This is a genomic window from Halomicronema sp. CCY15110, from assembly GCF_016888165.1.
GTDB lineage: Bacteria > Cyanobacteriota > Cyanobacteriia > Phormidesmidales > Phormidesmidaceae > Halomicronema.
The window spans coordinates 1-19304 of the sequence record NZ_JACSWC010000170.1; the positions used below are offsets into that span (position 1 = coordinate 1).

Below are 19304 nucleotides of genomic sequence, written 5' to 3' on the forward strand. Positions count from 1 at the left end.
GGTGGCTGATTTCGACTCCGCTCAATCAGCGATATTGCTTGGCAGGTCAGAAGTTGAGGGTTGAGCGGAGTCGAAACTCGTTTGTGAAATGATTTTGCCTATCTACTTACATCCTGAGTCATTGAGAACTGCCCAATGCTAAACACGATTTTCGTTGTGCCCCGACTCAGAATATTGCAGGTAATCCGGTCAGGGGTGAATCGCTGTTGTCCGCTGCATGTGCTTGCGGCCCCAGTGGCACATCGCCTCAGACACGGGGCGCAGGGTCTCGCCGTATGCCGTGATGGAATATTCCACCTTGGGCGGTACCTCGGGGTAAATCTCGCGGTGGACAATCCCATCGGCTTCTAACTCTCGCAACTGTTGGGTCAACATGCGTTCACTAATCCCCGGCATTTTGCGGCGCAGTTCGGCAAAGCGATGGACGCCGTCATTCAGCAGGTGAAACAGAATCAAAGGTTTCCATTTACCGCCAATCACACTGCCAGAGTCACAGTGACGGGGCAGTTCAAGAGTGGCTGTTTTTGGGGCGTGAGTGGTGTTGCAGGCGGCATACTGACAAAAAGATTAGTACCCGACTTTTTTGTGAGTACTTGCGTATTAATTAGCTCGATTCTAGGATTTCCACATTGAGTTGTCACCCCCTCGCGTTGGGAGCCTTACGTCGATGAATATCCTCATGATTCATGCCCATCATGAGCCGCAAAGTTTCTCTGCGGCCCTCTGTCAGCAGGCCGTCACGACGCTGACCCAGGCGGGACACACGGTCGTATTGTCCGATTTGTACGCGATGGGGTTTGATCCCGTTTCCGATCGCCGCAATTTCACCATGACCCGCAACCCTGACTATTTGAAGCAGCAACAAGAAGAACTGCACGCCACTGAAGTGAGTGGATTTAGTCCAGAGATCGAAGCCGAAATCCAAAAATTGGAACACTGCGATGCGCTGATCTTTAACTTCCCGCTGTGGTGGTTTGGTATGCCCGGCATTTTGAAAGGGTGGTGCGATCGCGTGTTGGCCATGGGCCGCATTTATGGCGGGAGCAAACTCTATGAAGGGGGCATCGGCCAGAGCACCAAACGCGCCCTGGTAATGCTGACTACCGGAGGCGGCCCCACGGCCTATGATGGCTGGGGCGTGAATCCCGCTATGGACCAGATTTTGCGACCTATTCATCACGGCATTTTTTGGTTCAACGGTTTTTTGCCTTTAGACCCCTTCATTGCGTGGTCGCCCGTGCGCGTCTCCGTCGAGCAGCGAGCTGCCTACCTCCAGCAGCTAGCACAGCGACTCTCTGGGCTGTTTACCGAAACCCCGCGCCAATTGCCGCCCCTGGCCGATTTCCCTGACTTCGGCCACGATACCCACAAGCGTTTTATGGTGGTCATCCATCGGCCAGCGCCAGCCGCCGCGACGCCCCCAGCTCCCAGCGCTGACGCAATGGCCCTGTTTGAACGCTGGCAACGGGCCGGTACCCTGCTGGTCTGTCAGCATACGCTTGCGGATGCTGACAGACCAGCAGCTACCTCACATTGCGGCTGCGCGATCGCGCCCAACTAGAGGCCCTCTTGCAGACATTGCCCCGGTCAGTTGAGATCTCGGAGTTAGCGGCTCCATAGCGCACAGTTGATTGCCCGCAGCGGCGTTTAGTCTGAACGCGAAGTTGAGGTGATCACGGCCCCCACCACAAAGACGAGCAACGACAAATAGCCAGCGACAAACAGCCATTCTTGCAAGTGACTTCCAGAGGACATCATCTTAAACCTCAGCTAAATTTCGACAATGACCGGCGTGTGGTCGCTGGGTTTTTCGCGGCGACGGGGCTCAATGTCGATCACGCAACTGGTGGCGCGATCGTAGAGGGTGGGCGACAGGTAGTGATGGTCGATGCGCCAGCCGCGATTGCGGCGAAAGGACGCGGCGCGATAGTCCCACCAGCTAAAGTGGCCGCCGTCGTCGGTAAATTTGCGAAAGGCATCTTGGAGCCCGACTGACAACACCTCTGTCAGCATTTCCCGCTCTTTGGGCGACGACATAATGTGCTTTTCCTTGCCTTCGGGATCATGAATATCGCGGTCTTCTAGGGCAATATTGAAGTCGCCACAGACGAGCAGGGCATCATGATCGGCCAATAGCTTTTCTAAATAAGTTTTGAGCAGGGTGAGCCAGCGCAGTTTGTACTCGTATTTTTCGCTGCCGATAGAAGAACCATTGGGCACGTACAAATTCACAATGCGCACGCCATCCAACACGCCAGTAATGACCCGTTTTTGGTCGTCTAAATCCCCCACAGCCGCTGCCCCGACGATAGGAGTAAAGCCAGCGCTCACATCCTGTAAGGGCTGTGGGCTCAGCAGCGCGACGCCGTTATAAGATTTTTGGCCGCTGATTTGAGCTTGATACCCCACCGCTTGAATCGCCGCGTGGGGAAAGTCTTGATCCACCACCTTGGTTTCTTGCAGACACAGCACATCGACGGGGTGCTCGGCTAGCCAGTCGGTGACGTGGGTGAGGCGGCTGCGGACGGAATTAACGTTCCAGGTAGCGATTTTCATGCAGGGAGATTAGACACACAAAACGAGTAACAAAGTGGCTGCTGACTAAAGGTGCGATAAGCCAGGCTGAGGGCGATCGCTAGACTACAGCGCCAATGGGCCACCAGCGCAACGGAGGCCCCGTGTTGATAGTGTCACATAGCGGTATTTAGGAGAAGCCTGGCAAACTAAAGGACAGACATGGGAAATTGTGGAATGCCTGCCTCGCCAGAACCGCTCAAAGGGGATGCCTTAGTCAAAGAAGTGTGCCGCCGCATTCGGGTGGCGCGGAGCTATTGGGATGCGCACAATAATGCCGCCTGCCGGGGCGAACGAGAAAAGGCCCTGACGCTCTACAACACGCTGAGCAAAGCTGAAAAGGAGAAAATCCCTCAGCAGTTGCGCATTTGGTTGCGCTATCGCAGCGAAAAATACTTTGGCGCGCACCGCACGCCCCCCACGGGCAACGGCAACGGGAAAACCCCTAAGCACTCATCCCGCCGAGGGAAAAAGTCGCGATCGCCCCGGCGCTGACCAAACCATTGCAGGCTGCTACAGCAGATAAATATCTGCAACGAACTTCAACAGACTGTGTGATCCCCAAGGAGATCACGTTTTTTCCCCCGGCTGCGAATAGCATTTAAAGCTAGATGGTCTACTCGTTGCTGACCGACCTCAAGATCGATAATGCCGCTTCGTGTCCTATCAGTGATGCCATGGAAACAGGCTGGCGGTGAGGTCGTGGCAAGCGATGGGCGATCGCATCCCGACAATTGATCCCGGGTTGTCCGATGCTCCACAACCGGAGACACCCCATGAATATTGAACAACTATCCGCCCATAGAGCCATGATCTCGACGTATCAAAAAATAGAAGCGCTGATGGTGCAAGCGGCCAGCGATGGGCAAATCACCCATGCAGAAGAAACCAGCATTAAAGCCGCCATGCTGCGGTCTGGGCAGATCACCCCAGGTATGTGTCGCCTTTTTCGTCTTTTGCAAGAGCGCGTTTGGGACGGCGAATTAAGCCTAGATGAGCAGGACTGAACCCTCAGGCACAGGCTGTCGATCCCTCAGACATGCCGCCCTAGCTCTGCACTGCCTCTCGCCCCCGCGCCTCAGTCTACAGAGTTCTCTCACTCAGCCTCAGTCATGACCGCATCCGGTCTGCGCTGGGCTTGCGCGAAAGAGGGGCGATCGCCTCTAAGCTAGTCCATGACCTCATTCAGCCAAATGACATGGATATTCAGTGGCAAGCTGCCAAAACCTACGAAGACATTCTGTACCACAAGGCCGAGGGCATCGCCAAGATTACGATTAATCGCCCCCACAAACGCAATGCCTTTCGTCCTAAAACCGTGGTCGAAATGTACGATGCCTTTGCCGATGCGCGAGAAGACACCTCGGTTGGGGTTGTGCTACTCACGGGAGCGGGGCCGCATACCGATGGCAAATATGCCTTTTGCGCTGGCGGGGATCAGAGTGTCCGGGGGCAGGCCGGGTACATCGACGAAGCCGGAATGCCGCGCCTCAACGTCCTAGATTTGCAGCGTCTTATCCGCTCCATGCCGAAGGTGGTGATTGCTTTAGTGGCGGGCTATGCGATCGGGGGTGGTCATGTGTTGCAGGTGCTGTGTGACCTAACGATCGCCGCCGACAACGCCATTTTTGGTCAGACTGGCCCCAAGGTCGGCAGCTTTGACGGTGGGTTTGGGGCCAGCTATCTCGCCCGCATTGTGGGGCAAAAAAAAGCGCGGGAAATTTGGTATTTGTGTCGTCAATACTCGGCTCAAGACGCCTTGGAAATGGGCTTGGTCAATACCGTCGTTCCGATTGCCAGCTTAGAGGCCGAAGGGGTGCAATGGGCGCGGGAGATTTTAGCGAAGAGTCCGATCGCCATTCGCTGTCTCAAAGCTGCGTTTAACGCCGACTGTGATGGCCAAGCGGGACTGCAAGAACTCGCGGGCAACGCCACCCTGCTGTACTACATGACCGAAGAAGGGAGCGAGGGCAAACAAGCCTTTTTGGAAAAGCGATCGCCCGATTTCCGCGACTATCCTTGGCTTCCCTAACCCCTCGACACCAGACTTGCAGATAGGCTGTCTGGTGTCCACTCCGTAATCATCGAGGGGGTGAAATCAACTGCTGATCGCCCCAAGCTTAGGCTGTTTCTTGTAAATAACCGGATTCCAACTGTTCAAAATCTGGATGGTTGAGCACAAGGCCTTGGGGCCAAGCTGCAATTGTGGGCGAAATGACGGTGCTCATCGGCTCTACAAAGACCGGTGTCGCCAGTGAGCAAGCCGACCAGCGACCCCTGACCATCACGTTGAGCTGACCACAATGACCGCCTCGTCGTCCTGCCAACGAAAAGTGGCGACAGCGTTGACAACAAGAAACACCCAACTGAGAAGCATCCATTATAAGTTCATCCCAAAATACATTTAAGCCATCATTTTCCCTAATGAATTATTCTCCTTTTCATAGATAAAAAATTGCCAGAGCTAAGAGTATCAATTGCTCTAGGTCTATTTGGGGCTATTTGAGGGTTCACATTCTCTTTACATTTGCTTCAGAAATCTATAATGGATTTCTTTACAGAGAAACAGGCTATCTATTGGCGAGATGTTGCCAGGGATCCAGTTTGATTAACTCTATAAATCTTTTAGTGCTTTCAAATACATTTTTCTTGGCAATCTCTACTGCTAATTTTTTGGCGCGACTCCAGCGATTTGAAGCTTCGATTGGGGATCGAGAGTGCTCATTCTACACATATTTTTCGGGTCGACGCTGCTAGCAGTTGTATCGGGAAGTCTTTCAAACAAGATTGGTTTTCGGCTTTTAGCGACTACTTTGGCCAAGATCTGACGAATTCCCCAATTACTCAATCAGCATTGGACGATCCAATACTCTAGATCGCCCTTGGGGTTGATCCCCCAACCGTTAACAGCTGGAGCAATGGCGGCAGCGTTAGCTGTGGCGATTTTGGGTCTGGGGTCGATACCACTGATGGGCAATGCACACCGCGCACATGCCCCAACGGCCCACTTCCGAGGCTGGACAAGGACTGCCACAGTGTGGACAGTGGCCCTGGCTGGCTAGCTGAGTACGCTTGCGATCGGCCCACCGCTGAAACGCTTCCTGGGCGGTGAGCGGCCCAACCTTGGTCCGGACGTGAGGCGACTCGGCCCAACTGGGGTGATCCGCCAGGGTGGGGCGTTCTGTGGGCTGCGATCGCTGGGTGAGGCGATGCCAGTCGGCGGTGGCAAAGCGTAAGTCTTGAATGGTTTGCTGCGTTTCGGGCAGGGCGGCGTGCAGCTTTTGCAAAATGCGCGATCGCTCAAAGGTCAACGTCTGCGACCAGGCGGCGCTAGACACTGATACCTGTAATGCTTGGCGATGAATTTTGGTGGGACGGCTATGTTGGGCCACGGCTGCGCCCACTAATTGCGGCCATTTTGCCAGCACCCGCCGCAAACTCGCATTCGCTTGCCATTGCGGCGATCGCTCTAGGGTTTGCATCAGGGTGTGAATCGACTGCATAAAGCTGCGGGCTCCGGTCGTGGCACTAGGGGCACTAACAGGTGGACGGGGGCGATCGCTGCGCGGCCTAATCAGACGTTGTGCCCGAGAGGGGAGGCCGCCACCGCTAGAGAATATTTCGTGACCACACCCCTAAATATAGAGATTTTTGTGAAAAAGGGCCGAAACTTCCGGGATTTACTGTTCACTTTTCGGCAGACATTGTTATAACTAAGTGCGAGTTTTGGTCAGCGATCGCTTTTGATGGCGTCACGCGACCCAACTTTTGTCGCATCGATCGCGAGCGCCCCGGTCTACCTTTACGGTGATCGCCCTGCGGCAGTCTGGACGCTTCAGTTCAGACATTGTTGTTTTTGTTCCTCTGTGAGGCGAGCCCATGACCCCCTCCACTGCGCCCCAACGGCCCAACTTTGTGGCCAATAGTGCTCAAACATCCTTGCTAGAAGGCTTGCAGCCCGCGCTGAGGAGCACGCTGTCGAGCCTCAACATCAACTTGGACTATGAGTTGGCCCGTTATCGTTATGCCAAGCGCGGTGAAGCGCATCCGGGGGTGCCGCCGACCCAGTTTCGGTCCCGTCGCCCGCCCTCGCCAAATTTGATCAACGTTCCCGCCGCCACTCCGGGCACCCGCACTGGGGCGATGCCGCCGCCACCACCGCCCAATCCTCGGCTGCAGCCCATTGAGTCGCCTCCAGGCATGGTCATGGCGTCTACGTCTGAAGTCGCCGCTCTGAGAAGCGCGATCGTGCCTCAACCCCAAGGGGCACAGGGCACTTATATGCCCTCTTCCGAAGCGCTGTTAGAAAATTTTGACCCGGCTGCCCCCGGCCCGGAGCCCGCCGGACGGACACCCCGCCGTTACGCAAAGCCATGGCTCACGCCACTGGGGCTCGGTGCTTTGCTGCTGTTACTGGTCTCCACGGCGGGGCTGGGCTTTTTGCTAGTCAATCCCACTGCCGCCAGCAACTTGTTTCAGCAAACGCCACTGGCGTGGTTGTTCCCCAGTGATGATATCGACGCCGAGGCGACGGCAGAGGGGGAGACTGAGGGCGATGCCGCCACGGCGGATCTGGCCGAGAACTCCGAGCCGCCCCTGACGCCGCTGAGTCCTGATCTATCGCAGCGGGAATTTGCGGATTTGGGGCTGAATAATCTCAGCACCGTGCCATCGGGTGCCACGTCCTTGGCAGACGAACTGGCTACGGCACCGACCACTGACGATCCGCAGACGCTCACGGAGGGCGATCGCGCCGCCGCAATCCGACGCGAGGCCGCCAATACGCCCCGGCAGGTGAACCAAATCCCCACCACCACGACCCCGGCCCCTCAGCCCGTTGCGCCCGTTTATCGAGCGCCTGCGCCCGCCCCAGCGCCTGCTGCCCCGGCCCCGACCACGCAACCCGCCCCCCCTGCACAAGCTCAAACCCAGCCCGCACCGCCCAGCTCAGCAGCGCCATCGGTAGCCAGTAGTCCAGCGAGTGCGTCGCCCCAGAGTGCTTATTACGTGGTCACTGACTACACTGGCGATCCGTCCTTGGATGATGCGAGAACAGTGGTGCAGGATGCCTACGTGCGGAACTTTGATGTGGGAGCACGGATTCAACTCGGTGCTTTCAATACCTCCGAAGGGGCCGCCGCCTTAACGGAAGAACTGCGCAACCAAGGTCTTGAGGTTGAAGTCTACGCTCCTTAGTTAGGCGGCGATCGCTCCAGCGAATGATGGAGCGATCGCCGCCGCAGTTTAATACCTCGTTGCTTGCGCTGGTTTGCCCTGATTCATTGAGGCTGATCGACCCTGGAGTCGATGCTTTGGCGATTTCCGCAAAGAGAAGCGCCAGACAGGCTATTCAATCGTGAAACTGTCGGATAGTATAGATAAGCTTGCGGATGTGGCGGAATTGGTAGACGCGCTAGATTTAGGTTCTAGTGTCCTCGTGACGTGAAGGTTCAAGTCCTTTCATCCGCATTTGAATCAAAGATAATCTTGCCCCAGTTTAATGACGCGCCGATGGTGAGTGCTGGCGTTAGCTTGGGTATAGGGTCGTTGGGTGCACATGGCGAAGTCTCCCATATCAGCGATTTAGACTAAATCCGGTTCGTATATCCCCGGCCAGACTTGGCACCTGCGCCTGGGGGGGCACTGCGTGAACGCCGAGCTCAGCCCGGACGCACTGGGATTTAATCGGGGTAAGCCAATAGGATTTGGTCTCACGAATTATCAGACCACGCTCGGGTCTGATAATTCGGCATTGTTCAAACAGGCTGCTAGGCCCAACATCATCAGGATCTGATGGCGGCACAACAGACCGCTAGGCTGAATGCAGGGCCATGGGTTGCGTTAGCTCAACTCGCTTGAGGGAAGCTAGCGCTTGGGTGACCTGGGCCAACGCCCGATGATCACCTTGGGCGTGCATGAGGGAGGCCGCTGTTTCTAAATCGTGGATGGCGCGGTTGAAGTCGCCCTGCCGTTGGTACGCCGCGCCGCGATGGCAGTAGGGTAAAGCTGCTCGTGGGTTGCTCTGAATCGCCTGGGTAAAGTCAGCGATCGCCCCCAAGCTGTCGCCCAAATTTTGGCGGGCGCACCCCCGATAAAAATAGGGGATTGCCACATTCATTGGCGTTTGGATGGCTTGGGTAAAATCCGCGATCGCGTCATCCCAATAGCCGCGCTGCATCTGCAACCAACCGCGATTGCAGCGGGCGGCAAATAACTGTGGGGCATGGCTGAGGGCGTGCTCAAAGTCTTCTAACGCCCGCTGGTATTGCTTTCTTTCCGCCCAAATCAGACCGCGATTATTCAGCGCGACCGCATCATCCGGCGTTAACCGCAGCACTTGGGCATAGTCCACCATCGCCCCTTCAGCATCGCGCAGGTCATAGCGGGTCACAGCACGATTAAAGTAAGCGTCAGCATCTTCGGGGAGCACATCGGGCTGTTCAAAGCGGCGCAGCAGTTGGGTAATGACGGCGGTGTCGTGGGTCTTGACCCGCACATCCAGTTCTGGAAAGACGCTGCTCGTGGCGGGTAAGGACTGCAAGCCGAGAATGGCATACTGCTGGTCACACAGAATGAACTGCTCTTTAGTACCCAGGATTTTGAAAGAGAAGCGATCGGGATATTGCTGCTTGAGGGGCAGCAGCAGGTTGAGGGTGGCTTTCAGCAGGCGGCGCTGGGCCGTGGTGAGTCGCCACTGTTGCGCGATGGACTTGAGCAAGCGACCTTGGTGGCGATCGCCCGGATGACACCAGCCGATCTCTAACCGACAGCCCCCCGCCAGCAACGCTGTAAAACGTTCGACCAAATGTTGATCCAGCGCCACGGTCGCCGACCACGGCCAGACCAACACTAAGCGCTCAGTCACCTCGTCCAGGGCTTTAAAGAGGGCCTGGTCGATCACTGATCCCCCGGACGCTGACGGCTGCCCACGTAGCGCCATCAGCCATTCGCAGCGCTGCTGCTCGGGTTGGGGGCTTGCGGGCAGAGGGTGCCGGGGACTGGACACGTGGCCGTTGGACAAGGGTGTCCAGTCTTGTTGCTGGGCCAGCAGATCTTGGGTTTGCTGCTCAAGCAGGGATAGTTGCCACTGCAAACCGCTCAGATAAGTGGCGGTGGTGCCGCGAATTTCTGCTGTGATGTCAAAAGGGACGGAAATATCTTCTAAGCGCGCTTCGACTTGCTGGAGCCCCGCTGACAATGTGGTCAGTTCCGTCTGAAACTGTTGCATATCGCGGACAGAGGTGGCCTGAGCGTGACCGTTGAGCGAGGCGAGGGCGGTGGTGGAGCGCAGTTGATCCAGGGTCTGCCGCAGCGATTCCTGGCTTTCTTGCACAATCGTGAGCTTTTCGCTGAGGGCCATAAAATCGCGGCGCGGCACGAGGTCAGAGACGGCTTTGATCAGTTCCCGCACTTCGCCCTTGAGCAGGTTGGGGTCAGCGCCTTTGGGCACTTGGCGCAAGCGGCGATCGAGGTGGCGCACGGCGTCTTGCAGGGTGGCTTGGGCCGTTTTACTCTCGCTGCCCACACTTTCCAGGCTGACGCGCAATTGCATGATTTCGGTTTTTAACTGGGCAACATCGGCCTCGGTCGTCTCCATGCGGGGCAGGTGTGACAAGCGCTCGACTTGCTTGCTCAGGTTGCTGACCGAGGTGCAAATTTCGGTGTATTGATCGCGCAGGGCTGCCGTCTCTTGATGTAGACCACTCAAGTCAGGGGCGGCTAATTGGCCCAGGCGCTGGTTAAACGATCGCTCGGCCCGGTCAATGGACTCGATGCAGTGGGTGATGTTGCGATCGCTGTAGGCCATGGCCGAGCGCTGCAATTGGGTAATGGCCTCGGGGGTCGGCAGGGCTGATACTTGGTCTGACAGGGCTGCCACTTCTGAAGTGAGGTTTGCTTCCAACTCGGCTAGGGAGCGATCGCCGCGCTGCATGAATTGCTCGACCCGCCGCCGGTTGAGCAGGCCCATAGCGACTAGGGCCGTCATGGGCACGGTGGCGATCGCCGCATTTTGCGTGGCGAGGGAGGCCACTGCCCCCACTCCCGAACTCAGCAGGACAGCGTAATCGGCAAGGGGAGACCAGCGACGAGACGTAGATTGATGATTCACAGGATGCACTCACAACTCGATGGTAGGCAGGGCTACGACCAACCGCTGTGGGGGCTAGCGCGATCGCATACTTAGACGAATCAGGACTTTCATCACACTGATTGAGACGCCAGAGTGAAGTCATCAAATCAGTGACATTGATCCTGTTTTCCCCACTGGAGACGACAAATCAGGAAGAAAGTCTTAAACCGAATTGTGAGCGTTAGATAAACTCAGCGGGACGAGGTTTGAGCCGGCGGCGGCTATTCTGCCGGGGGATTGATATACACAATCATTTCGTCCACTACCAGGTTGAGATCGGGCAAACTCGGGTTGTCAGAGGCGATTAACTTGTCGCCTAACAACGCCTGAAAGGCTCCGGACTGCTGCTGAAAGAGCTCAGGGTCGGCGGGCTGCACGCGCAAAATGAGCGAGCCGTAATATCCCGAAAGTTCCGAACCTTCGAGGACGAGGGTGCCGCCATAGTCCCACCCAAAGCCGTACAGCTCAAACGGCCCCAAAATTTCCTGCAATTCCGCAAATGACGTGCCGATGCCGATACCCTCGGGCGTTTCCCAGGCGGGGCCAAAGTCTTTAACAGTTGCGGGTGCGGCTTGACTGTCATCGACCCAAATCACCGCAAAGGCTGCGTCACCGTTGGCCGCGACGACGGTGCCCGACTCGGTAAAGCCTTCGCCCACAGCCACTTCGGTATCGGTCAGCGCCGCTTCACCAAACAGCTCGACCAAGCGATCGCGGCTGGTGTCGCGGGTAATTGGCCCGACGCGATCGCCCGGCACAACCACGGTATCCGGCAACTGCACGTCTACCGATGTCCCGGCATCGGCATCGGCATCGGTATCGGTATCGGTGCTATCGCTATCCGTCGGGGGCACCTCGGAGGTAGTGCTGTCGGACGCAGGGGAGGAAGCGTTAGAGGTCGGCTCACAGGCCCCCAAAAGCGCACACAGTCCGAGTCCGAGAAGCCAAGGCCAGCGAGCCATGATGATGTCCTCTGGAAGTTAGGGAGCGATCGCGCCTCGCGGGGGGCGAGTCTGTCGCGTGCTCTAGGCTGTTACCTTTGTACCTTATCGAAGTTGGTATCAGGAGAGTTGCCGAGAATTCCCCCGGCACCGCCGCCAGGGTCGGGCGATCGCCAACCGCTATCTTACTGACGTTTCACCGACATCGTCACCGGCTGCCGGGCTGTAACGTGTGATTGAGTCCGGGCGATCGCCCATTTCTATAATGCTTAAATCAACATAGGGTCTGGCGAACAAGTTGGGGGCGTCGGTGGCCGGGCGGATACCGCTTCCGGAAAACCGTACCCCACCCATGAAGCTTGACTCCAAGCACAGTGAAATTAGGGAATTGACTTATGTCTAGCATCCAGCGTTCCGGTTACACCTCACCCAGGGCTCAACGTCGCAATCGCCACGCCAAACTGTATCGCCCCACCCAGCGGGGCACTCCAACGCGCACCCGAGGGGCCGGTACCCGGTAAGGCGACTGATGGCATCGCCGTCGATTCATAATTCAGTAGGGGTTGGGCAATGCCCAGCCCTTTTGCATGGGCACCTGAGCCCACTGAGGAATAGAGCGGCGGATCGTGATGGCTGCTAGCCTGGCGGGTAAACATGCTGTGATCGCGTCCTGGTGATGACCAGCCTTAGGCTTGGGGCATCCTGACGGTTAGTAACCTTCCAGTAATCGTCATGACCTTTGCCAGCAGCGTTCGGTTATTTCAAACTTTGGTGATGTCGTTTCATTCCGCCATTGTGATTGAAACGGTGGAAGAAGAACGGGTACGGACGTTGATCAATACGGCGATCAACGATCTGCAAATGGCCGTTTTTGAGTGGAGTGTGGCGCAGGGATTGACGCGATCGCAGGGCAACTGTCAGAACCGCTGGACGAACGAATATGCGCCGCCAGGGGCGCAAAAACCCCAGGCGTTAGAAGATACCACCGAGCCCGTTGATGCCCTGAAACACATCTCCGAGCTCCAGTTTCAAGCCATTTATTGGCTAAAAGATTTGGGGCCGCATTTAGAGGATGAAGTGGTGCGGCGGCAATTGCGAGAAGTCATTCAGCAATTTGCCCAAAATCGCTCAACCTTGGTCATCACCGGACACAGCATTATCCTGCCGCCGGATATTTCCCAAGACGTGGTTTACTTTGACCTCAAGCTACCCGAACCGGATGAGCTGTATCGGGCGATTTCCGAAGTGGTGCGATCGCTCAAAGGCCGCATCAGCGTCGAAATCAAGCCCGATGGCATCGACGAACTCGTGCAGGCCATGCGGGGGATGACGCTACAGCAGGCCCGTAAGGTAATCGCCTTTGCCGCCCTGGATGACGGCAAACTCACCGCCGACGATGTGAAGCGCGTCTTGCAGCGCAAAGTACAGGTACTGCACGAAGATGGCCTCTTAGACTACGTGCCGCCCGAGATGAACCCTGCCCAACTCGGCGGCTTTAACGGCCTCAAACAGTGGCTACAGCGGGCGCGAGTTGGCTTTGGGTCCCAGGCCAAAGCCTTTAATTTGCCGACGCCTCGGGGCATTCTCATTGTGGGCATTCAGGGCTGTGGCAAGTCGCTGGCGGCCAAGACGATCGCCCGCGAATGGCAAATGCCGCTGCTCAAGCTTGATGCAGGGCGGCTGTATGACAAGTTTATTGGCGAATCGGAAAAGAACTTTCGCCGCGCCGTCACCCTGGCGGAAACCATGTCGCCGGCAATTTTGTGGATTGATGAAATTGAGAAAAGCATGGGCCAGTCGGACAGCGACGCCGATGGCGGCTTGAGTCGGCGGCTGTTTGGCTACTTTCTCACCTGGCTGCAAGAAAAGTCGGGCGATGTGTTTGTGGTGGCGACGGCCAATGACCTGTCCCGCATTCCCCCGGAGCTATTGCGCAAGGGCCGCTTTGACGAAATTTTCTTTGTGGATTTGCCGGATGAGACGGAGCGGGCGGGGATTTTGCAAATTCACCTGATGCGGCGCAAACAAGATCCTCGGCGCTTTGAACTGGCGGCTCTCGTGCAGGCGACGGATGGCTTTAGCGGGGCCGAGATTGAGCAAGTGATTATCACGTCGCTCTATCGCGCCATCTATGAGCAGCGCCCGGTGGATACAGAATTGATCATCAACGAAGTGAAATCGACGGTGCCCCTTTCCATCAGCCGTCGCGAAGATTTACACGCCCTGAGAATGATGGCCCAAGAGCGGTTTGTGAGTGTCAAGTAATCCCTTGGGCCACCCCACGGCAGCGGGCGATCTTTCCCTTTTAATGAAAAATAAATATCAATAGTCGCCATACAATCGGTGGCGGTGATGGCGATCGCTCGGTATTCTCCCCCGACTAATACTGCCCTAAATGACCGAACAGAAGAGAATGCTTGAACCAGAGAACTGACCAGACCCTTCATTACAATTACCTCTCAGGAAAAAATTGCGAGCGCCTGCCAGCACGAACTAGCCTCCGGTCGATTGGCCAGAGCACTGCGACACAATCCTTTACATTTCCTTGTTGAGAATCATTATGGATTATAGTGATCTCAGTTTATTGAGAAGTAAAGTCAATAAGCGAGCTGATTGATTCAAGGGGGTAAGGAGGCAGCATGATGCGGGCAAAATTCATGGCGATTGAGCAGGAAGCGATCGCGTGGTTGGTGGATGTGGCGTTTGTGGGCAGTCAGGGAGCGCAGTTGAACGCGATCGCCGCGTTGCAGTCGCTCGGTAGTTGGGGCCTGTCCGCCTCGGGTCGAGGCCCGCGCCGCGATCGCTAATGTCCCTCAAAGCTTGTATTTCGAATTATTTGATAGATCTTTATGACCACTCAAATTTTGACTGCCGACACGCCGAATGCCCTCTGGCTCAGCGTGAATCCCAGCTTTCGACGATTAGAACAGCAATTGCTGGTGCCGCTGAATCGTCATGGTGGAGTCGTGGCCCACTGGGGCTATGCGCAAACGCCGGATGAACCTAGCGACTTGGAGGTGGCGCTGACGCTGCTGCATGACTACATGAAGGGCTGCGATCGCCCGGTGCATCTCATTGGCCACAGCACGGGCGGGCTGGTGGGTCTGGTGTATGCGCGAAGATTTCCTGAGCGAGTGAAATCACTCACGCTCTTAGGGGTCGGTGTGAACCCGGCCATCGACTGGAAGGCGAATTATTATGCCCAGTTGAACTTCCTGCCTTGCAGTCGCACTCGCCTGCTGACGCAAATGGTGCATCGTCTGTTTGGGCAGCAGCATCGGCGCTATGTGTCTGGCTTGCGGACACTGCTGGAACGGGACTTGGCGGAGTCGTTGTCCCTACATTCGCCGTTAGAACGATTCAGCCTGTTTCCGGGGGGTGTCTCGGTGCCGCTGCTGGTCGCCGGGGGGCAAGCCGACACCATTGTTGACCCAGTGCAGGTGCAGGGTTGGTATCCCTGGTTTAAGCCGGGCGATCGCCTCTGGCTATGTCCCCACGGTCGCCACTTTTTCTATGCCACCCAGGCCGAGGCGACGGCAACTGAGGTGGCCGACTTTTGGCAAACCGTCGAGCTCAATGAAACCGCGACCTCGTTATTGCAATCGGCTTGACGAAGGCCCGGTGCCGTTCAGGAACCCGACGGGCGCGCTACCGCTTGGGAAAACGAGGTTTGAAACTGCCGTTCCCGCTCGTCCATGGTCTCGTTGCCCGGTGCCCAGAGGCTTTGATAAAAGAAGTAGGACACGCCCGCGTAGCCGCGATCGCGCACTGCCTCTAGTTGCTCAGTTAGTAACGCGACATCAGTAGGGCGATTTTTGAGCCCACTGAGCAGACCAATGCTGGTGGGGGTGCGCTTCCGAGCATCGGCGGTGGCGGGCTTGTTCAGCTCCCACACAAAGCGTTCCAAATCATTGCGGTAAATCTGCACAATGATTTCGTCCAGAATGCCGTCAGCCTCCCAGGTAGGCCAATCCTGCAAATACTTGGCATAGGAAAACGGGTACGGGTTCGGCGATACGGACAAGATCGCACCGGGTTGGCGGCGATCGATCACCTTTCGCACTTCGCCCATGAACTCGCTGATTTTGTCCGCCCGCCAGCGCATCCACTCGGGGTCATTTTCATCAGCGGGGGGGGCACTGCCGCCATGCTCTTGGCGATACAGCGCCACGGTATAAGGGTCGTAGCCCATATCAACCGGTAGTCCCAGGTGGTCGTCCACTTGTACCCCTTCAATCTCGTAGTTAGCCAAAACTTCATCCACAAGCCCCAGCAGCAGGCTGCGCGTCTGGGGATGGAAGGGGTTCATCCAGGTAAAGACTTCGTTTCCCATGGGAATGTCTTGGGTGCCGTCGCGCCGCTGGGTAAACCACTCGGGGTGGGTTTCGTGCAGCTCATAGTCGCCGGGGGCCATAAAGCCAAACTCAAACCAGGGAATCACCGCCATGTCGGCGTCGTGGGCGAGTTCGATTAGCTCTTGCAGCATGTCGCGATCGCCCTGAGCGGCTTCAAACGTGGGATTTTCACCCGGCCAGAGTCGGCGCGATCGCCCCAAATACCGTTCCGCTACGGCGCTGGGATATTGGGTGTAGCCCATATTCCACACCACGGGGTACAGGGTGTTGATGTTCATGGCCTTCAGGCGCTGAATCCCGGCAGCCATTTCCTCGCGAGAAAACAGAACTTCGCTGTCGATATTGGTGAGCCAAACACCGCGCACTTCGGCGCTCGGTTCCGCTTGGGTGGCGAGGGTCGCAGGCACCGCATGGCGAGCGGGAGCCACCGTAACCCGCAATTGCAGATCGGGGCTGGCGGCACACACCAACGCCGCGACTTCGCCCCGGGTGATGGGGGCAAAACTATTGGCCCGCTGGGGCTGGTCGGCGCTGACGAGCGCATTAGCTGCAAGCACGGCAGCGGTCCCTTCGACTGCGTAGGGCGGCACGCGATCGCCATCGTCCAAACTCGCCGCCAGCAATTCATTCGCTCTCGCCACGTAGGGCAACTGGGCTTTGGCCGCGATCGCCGTCACGGCTTCGCCTTGGGTGATGGCCCGCCCCGGCTCGTAATAGTCCGCCGGATAGGTGTAGAGCATATTGACCGGGGTGGCCAGACCTAATTCTGTTTCCAGGGGTGAAGCGCCGCCATAGGCTGCCTCGGTGGCAAAGCTGCGGTTCAGCATCGTCGTCGTGACGCCCCAAGTGGCGGGGGCGTTGGGATAAAACCGCGCTAAATCCAGAAACGGGCCGTCGGGTGGCGGCGGCTGCAAGTCGTTGATGATCACGGCCCCGCGACGCGCCAACTCATTAATGCAGTCAGCGGCCCAGTAGCCATCAATATCGCCCGGCAGGGGATTGCTTTGCGCCAACATCTTGGGGCTGGGCATCGTCTCAGTCACCCTCGCCGCTAAACCAGACGCGCTCCTGGAGTTCGGTATCGTCTGGGCTAATAACGGGATAAACGCGCCAATGGTCGTGACCAAAATTAGGCCAAGCAAGAGGCCGGTGCAGAATCGCTGAGACTGGTGACTGAATTTCATCGCGGAGAAGATACCGAAGGAAGAGTGAATGGGGAGGAACGTTTAGCCGCCGCTACGTTTTGCGGTGTAGCCCGCTTTTTGCAGTGCCGCCAATACTGTATCGGCCTGATCGCCTTGGATTTCGATGATGTTTTCCTTGGCGGTGCCGCCCGTGCCGCATTGCGCCTTCAACTTTTTTGTCAGGGTTTTGAGGGTGTCGGTGCGGTGCTGAAAGCCGCTAATTACCGTCACGGTCTTGCCGCCGCGCCCTTTGCGACTGACTTCCACCTTGAGCTGTTGTTGGTTGGGGGGCAAGTCGGGGACACCCCGTTCCGTCGCGGCGGTGCGAGCGGTGGCAAACTCAGAGTAAACGGCGCGATCGCCCCCTTGTCCACCCGACTGCGATGATTTTCGTTTACCCATATCCTGTCATCCTGAACGTGCAATGCAATCCTATGGTCTGACCCGATCAGACGGCAATGAACACCAGCTTACCAACCATCGATTCAATCTGACGGGTGCCTGCAGGGGTTCGTTCCGCCGCGATCTTTAGCCCCACCATTGCCACAATCCATAGGCCAGAAACGCACTGCCTAGCGGCACGGTGAGGTTATCCAAGCCCCAGCGCGAAAATGATTCCAGAAATGTGGCGGTGAGGGCGGTGAGGAGGGCGATCGCGCCCACCGTCGGCGTCAGCCCGTGCACCGTCGCCAACACCAGCAGACTCACGCCAAAGCTCATGATCAGCATAGTGCTGGTGCCTTCCCAACTCTTCTTCATCTCCCAAACGGTGTAGCCGTGCCGCCCCCACGACTGGCCGATAATGGCCGCCATGCCGTCGCCCCAGGTCATGGTCAAAATACCGAGCACGGTGAATGCTGGTTGCTCCGTCCAAAATACAGCCGTGAGCAGGCCGATACTCATGGCATAGAAAAAGGTCCCCAGGCTGGTGCGCCCCACGCTATTGATGCCCGGCAGGATGGGCAACCAGTAGGAGAGCAACGCGACCAAACTAAACAGGAGGGAGGCGGCGATGCCCATCCACGCTGGAGTTTGTAGCCACCAGGCCAATAAAATCACGTTGCCCGCGCCAATGTGGACAATTTTGCGCGTGATCTCAACGGAAACGGACTTGGTCAGATATAAGCTTTCAGAGATGATGCCGACCACGCCTAGCCAAGCGCCGACCAGCCCGACTTGTGCCAGCAAGCCGGGCCATTGGGTCGAATCGAGTAGAGTCTCTAACAAAAAACATCCTCTATGCCGTGAAAATACTTTACCGTCTTTGCATAGGCTAAAAACGGTATGGTGCGATCGCCCCCTGCGCCGACCCTGATGGCAGTAGCGGCATTCGCGATCGCTGAAATCATCGGCAGTCGCCAGGTGCCACCATGGCGGGGCCAAGGCAGCGGGCGATCGCACCTAACAGGCAGACGGTAGACCCATGATCGTGACGGTAACCAGCTTTAAGGGCGGTGTGGGCAAAACCACCACTGCCATTCACCTGGCGACCTTTTTGCAGGGGCAGGCCGAAACGCTATTGATTGACGCCGACCCCAATCGCTCTGCGCTGGGCTGGGCGGGCCGGGGCGAGCTGCCCTTTCCCGTGCTGGACGAGTGGCATCCTGACATCGTGAGCGCCGATTATCAGCACATCGTGATCGATACCCAAGCCCGCCCCACCCAGGATGATCTGGCGACGCTGGCAGCGGCCTGCGATTTGCTGGTGTTGCCGACGACGACGGACGTGATGGCGCTGGAGGCGCTGGTGCTGACGGTGAATACCCTTAAAACCATTCCCAACGTCCGCTACCGGATTTTGCTCACCTCCATGCCGCCCAAGCCCACCAAGGCCGAAGCCGAGGTGCGATCGCTGCTCGCCGAGGCGCAACTTCCCGTCTTTCAACAGGGCATTCGGCGCTATAGCGTTTATCAAAAAGCGGCCAAGGCTGGGGTGCCCGTGTACGCCGCTAAAGACCCCAAAGCAGAGACCGCCTGGCAGGATTATGAAGCCGTGGGCCAAGCGCTCTTGAACGCGTGGGAATAAATCATGTAAGTAGGTAGACACAATTATTTCGCAGACGGGTTTCGACTCCGCTCAACCCTCAACCTCTGACCTGGACAGCAATATCGCTGATTG

Annotated in this window: 19 protein-coding genes and 1 tRNA gene; 11 read left to right on the plus strand and 9 right to left on the minus strand. The window is 57.1% G+C overall.

Translation table 11 applies throughout. The features are described from left to right. Positions 1–189: 189 nt before the first annotated feature. Positions 190–456, minus strand: coding sequence for a helix-turn-helix domain-containing protein (locus JUK32_RS04785; protein WP_305037829.1), 267 nt, complete (start codon positions 454–456; stop codon positions 190–192). A gap of 211 nt (positions 457–667) precedes the next feature. Between JUK32_RS04785 and JUK32_RS04790 the strand changes: the two genes are divergently transcribed. Then, the gene (locus JUK32_RS04790) at positions 668–1561 is read left to right on the plus strand and encodes an NAD(P)H-dependent oxidoreductase (protein WP_204137714.1); all 894 of its coding nucleotides are present in this window, start codon (positions 668–670) and stop codon (positions 1559–1561) included. A 209-nt stretch (positions 1562–1770) separates the two neighbouring features. Here the strand turns inward: JUK32_RS04790 and xth are convergent, their stop codons facing one another. Further along, positions 1771–2556, minus strand: a complete 786-nt coding sequence (gene xth / locus JUK32_RS04795) for an exodeoxyribonuclease III (protein WP_204137715.1) — start codon at positions 2554–2556, stop codon at positions 1771–1773. A 195-nt stretch (positions 2557–2751) separates the two neighbouring features. On the opposite strand from xth, the gene JUK32_RS04800 reads away from it, so the two are divergent. The 3 genes from JUK32_RS04800 to menB all read left to right on the plus strand — a co-directional run bounded on the left by JUK32_RS04800 (position 2752) and on the right by menB (position 4606). Beyond that, positions 2752–3069, plus strand: a complete 318-nt coding sequence (locus JUK32_RS04800; RefSeq protein WP_204137716.1) for a Precorrin-3B methylase — start codon at positions 2752–2754, stop codon at positions 3067–3069. Between the two features lie 281 nt (positions 3070–3350). After that, positions 3351–3581, plus strand: a complete 231-nt coding sequence (locus JUK32_RS04805; RefSeq protein WP_204137717.1) for a hypothetical protein — start codon at positions 3351–3353, stop codon at positions 3579–3581. 191 nt (positions 3582–3772) lie between these two features. Further along, a complete protein-coding gene (gene menB / locus JUK32_RS04810) occupies positions 3773–4606 on the plus strand; it encodes a 1,4-dihydroxy-2-naphthoyl-CoA synthase (protein ID WP_204137718.1) in 834 nt (277 codons plus the stop codon). 898 nt (positions 4607–5504) lie between these two features. On the opposite strand, the gene JUK32_RS04815 is transcribed toward menB, so the two are convergent. Then, the gene (locus JUK32_RS04815; protein ID WP_204137719.1) at positions 5505–6077 is read right to left on the minus strand and encodes a DciA family protein; all 573 of its coding nucleotides are present in this window, start codon (positions 6075–6077) and stop codon (positions 5505–5507) included. Positions 6078–6453: 376 nt separating this feature from the next. Between JUK32_RS04815 and JUK32_RS04820 the strand changes: the two genes are divergently transcribed. After that, positions 6454–7770: a hypothetical protein gene (locus JUK32_RS04820; RefSeq protein WP_204137720.1), complete on the plus strand. Its 1317-nt coding sequence runs from the start codon at positions 6454–6456 to the stop codon at positions 7768–7770. Between the two features lie 190 nt (positions 7771–7960). Continuing rightward, positions 7961–8043, plus strand: a tRNA-Leu gene (locus JUK32_RS04825). A 343-nt stretch (positions 8044–8386) separates the two neighbouring features. Here JUK32_RS04825 and JUK32_RS28395 read toward each other — a convergent pair. The 3 genes from JUK32_RS28395 to JUK32_RS04840 all read right to left on the minus strand — a co-directional run bounded on the left by JUK32_RS28395 (position 8387) and on the right by JUK32_RS04840 (position 12302). Next, positions 8387–10684: a tetratricopeptide repeat protein gene (locus JUK32_RS28395; RefSeq protein WP_204137721.1), complete on the minus strand. Its 2298-nt coding sequence runs from the start codon at positions 10682–10684 to the stop codon at positions 8387–8389. Positions 10685–10926: 242 nt separating this feature from the next. After that, a complete protein-coding gene (locus tag JUK32_RS04835) occupies positions 10927–11667 on the minus strand; it encodes a hypothetical protein (RefSeq protein WP_204137722.1) in 741 nt (246 codons plus the stop codon). A 404-nt stretch (positions 11668–12071) separates the two neighbouring features. Beyond that, the gene (locus JUK32_RS04840; RefSeq protein WP_204137723.1) at positions 12072–12302 is read right to left on the minus strand and encodes a hypothetical protein; all 231 of its coding nucleotides are present in this window, start codon (positions 12300–12302) and stop codon (positions 12072–12074) included. A 76-nt stretch (positions 12303–12378) separates the two neighbouring features. Here JUK32_RS04840 and JUK32_RS04845 point away from each other — a divergent pair, with 76 nt between their 5' ends. The 3 genes from JUK32_RS04845 (at position 12379) to JUK32_RS04855 (ending at position 15257) form a co-directional block, all read left to right on the plus strand. Further along, positions 12379–13911 carry an AAA family ATPase gene (locus JUK32_RS04845; protein ID WP_204137724.1) on the plus strand — a complete coding sequence of 511 codons (1533 nt, stop codon included), beginning with the start codon at positions 12379–12381 and terminating at the stop codon, positions 13909–13911. Between the two features lie 374 nt (positions 13912–14285). Further along, entirely contained in the window at positions 14286–14453 is a 168-nt protein-coding gene (locus JUK32_RS04850) for a hypothetical protein (protein ID WP_204137725.1), read from the plus strand. 42 nt (positions 14454–14495) lie between these two features. Continuing rightward, positions 14496–15257: an alpha/beta fold hydrolase gene (locus JUK32_RS04855; RefSeq protein WP_204137726.1), complete on the plus strand. Its 762-nt coding sequence runs from the start codon at positions 14496–14498 to the stop codon at positions 15255–15257. 17 nt (positions 15258–15274) lie between these two features. Here the strand turns inward: JUK32_RS04855 and JUK32_RS04860 are convergent, their stop codons facing one another. The 3 genes from JUK32_RS04860 to JUK32_RS04870 form a co-directional block, all read right to left on the minus strand. Beyond that, entirely contained in the window at positions 15275–17032 is a 1758-nt protein-coding gene (locus JUK32_RS04860) for a glycoside hydrolase family 10 protein (protein WP_204137727.1), read from the minus strand. 195 nt (positions 17033–17227) lie between these two features. Beyond that, positions 17228–17587 carry a translation initiation factor gene (locus JUK32_RS04865; protein ID WP_204137728.1) on the minus strand — a complete coding sequence of 120 codons (360 nt, stop codon included), beginning with the start codon at positions 17585–17587 and terminating at the stop codon, positions 17228–17230. 126 nt (positions 17588–17713) lie between these two features. Next, positions 17714–18412 carry a diacylglycerol/polyprenol kinase family protein gene (locus JUK32_RS04870; protein WP_239112336.1) on the minus strand — a complete coding sequence of 233 codons (699 nt, stop codon included), beginning with the start codon at positions 18410–18412 and terminating at the stop codon, positions 17714–17716. 57 nt (positions 18413–18469) lie between these two features. On the opposite strand from JUK32_RS04870, the gene JUK32_RS27915 reads away from it, so the two are divergent. Next, complete coding sequence (locus JUK32_RS27915) at positions 18470–18604, plus strand: hypothetical protein (RefSeq protein WP_255538088.1); 135 nt, start codon at positions 18470–18472, stop codon at positions 18602–18604. A 4-nt stretch (positions 18605–18608) separates the two neighbouring features. Further along, the gene (locus tag JUK32_RS04875; protein WP_204137729.1) at positions 18609–19211 is read left to right on the plus strand and encodes a ParA family protein; all 603 of its coding nucleotides are present in this window, start codon (positions 18609–18611) and stop codon (positions 19209–19211) included. The last annotated feature ends 93 nt before the right edge of the window (positions 19212–19304 follow it).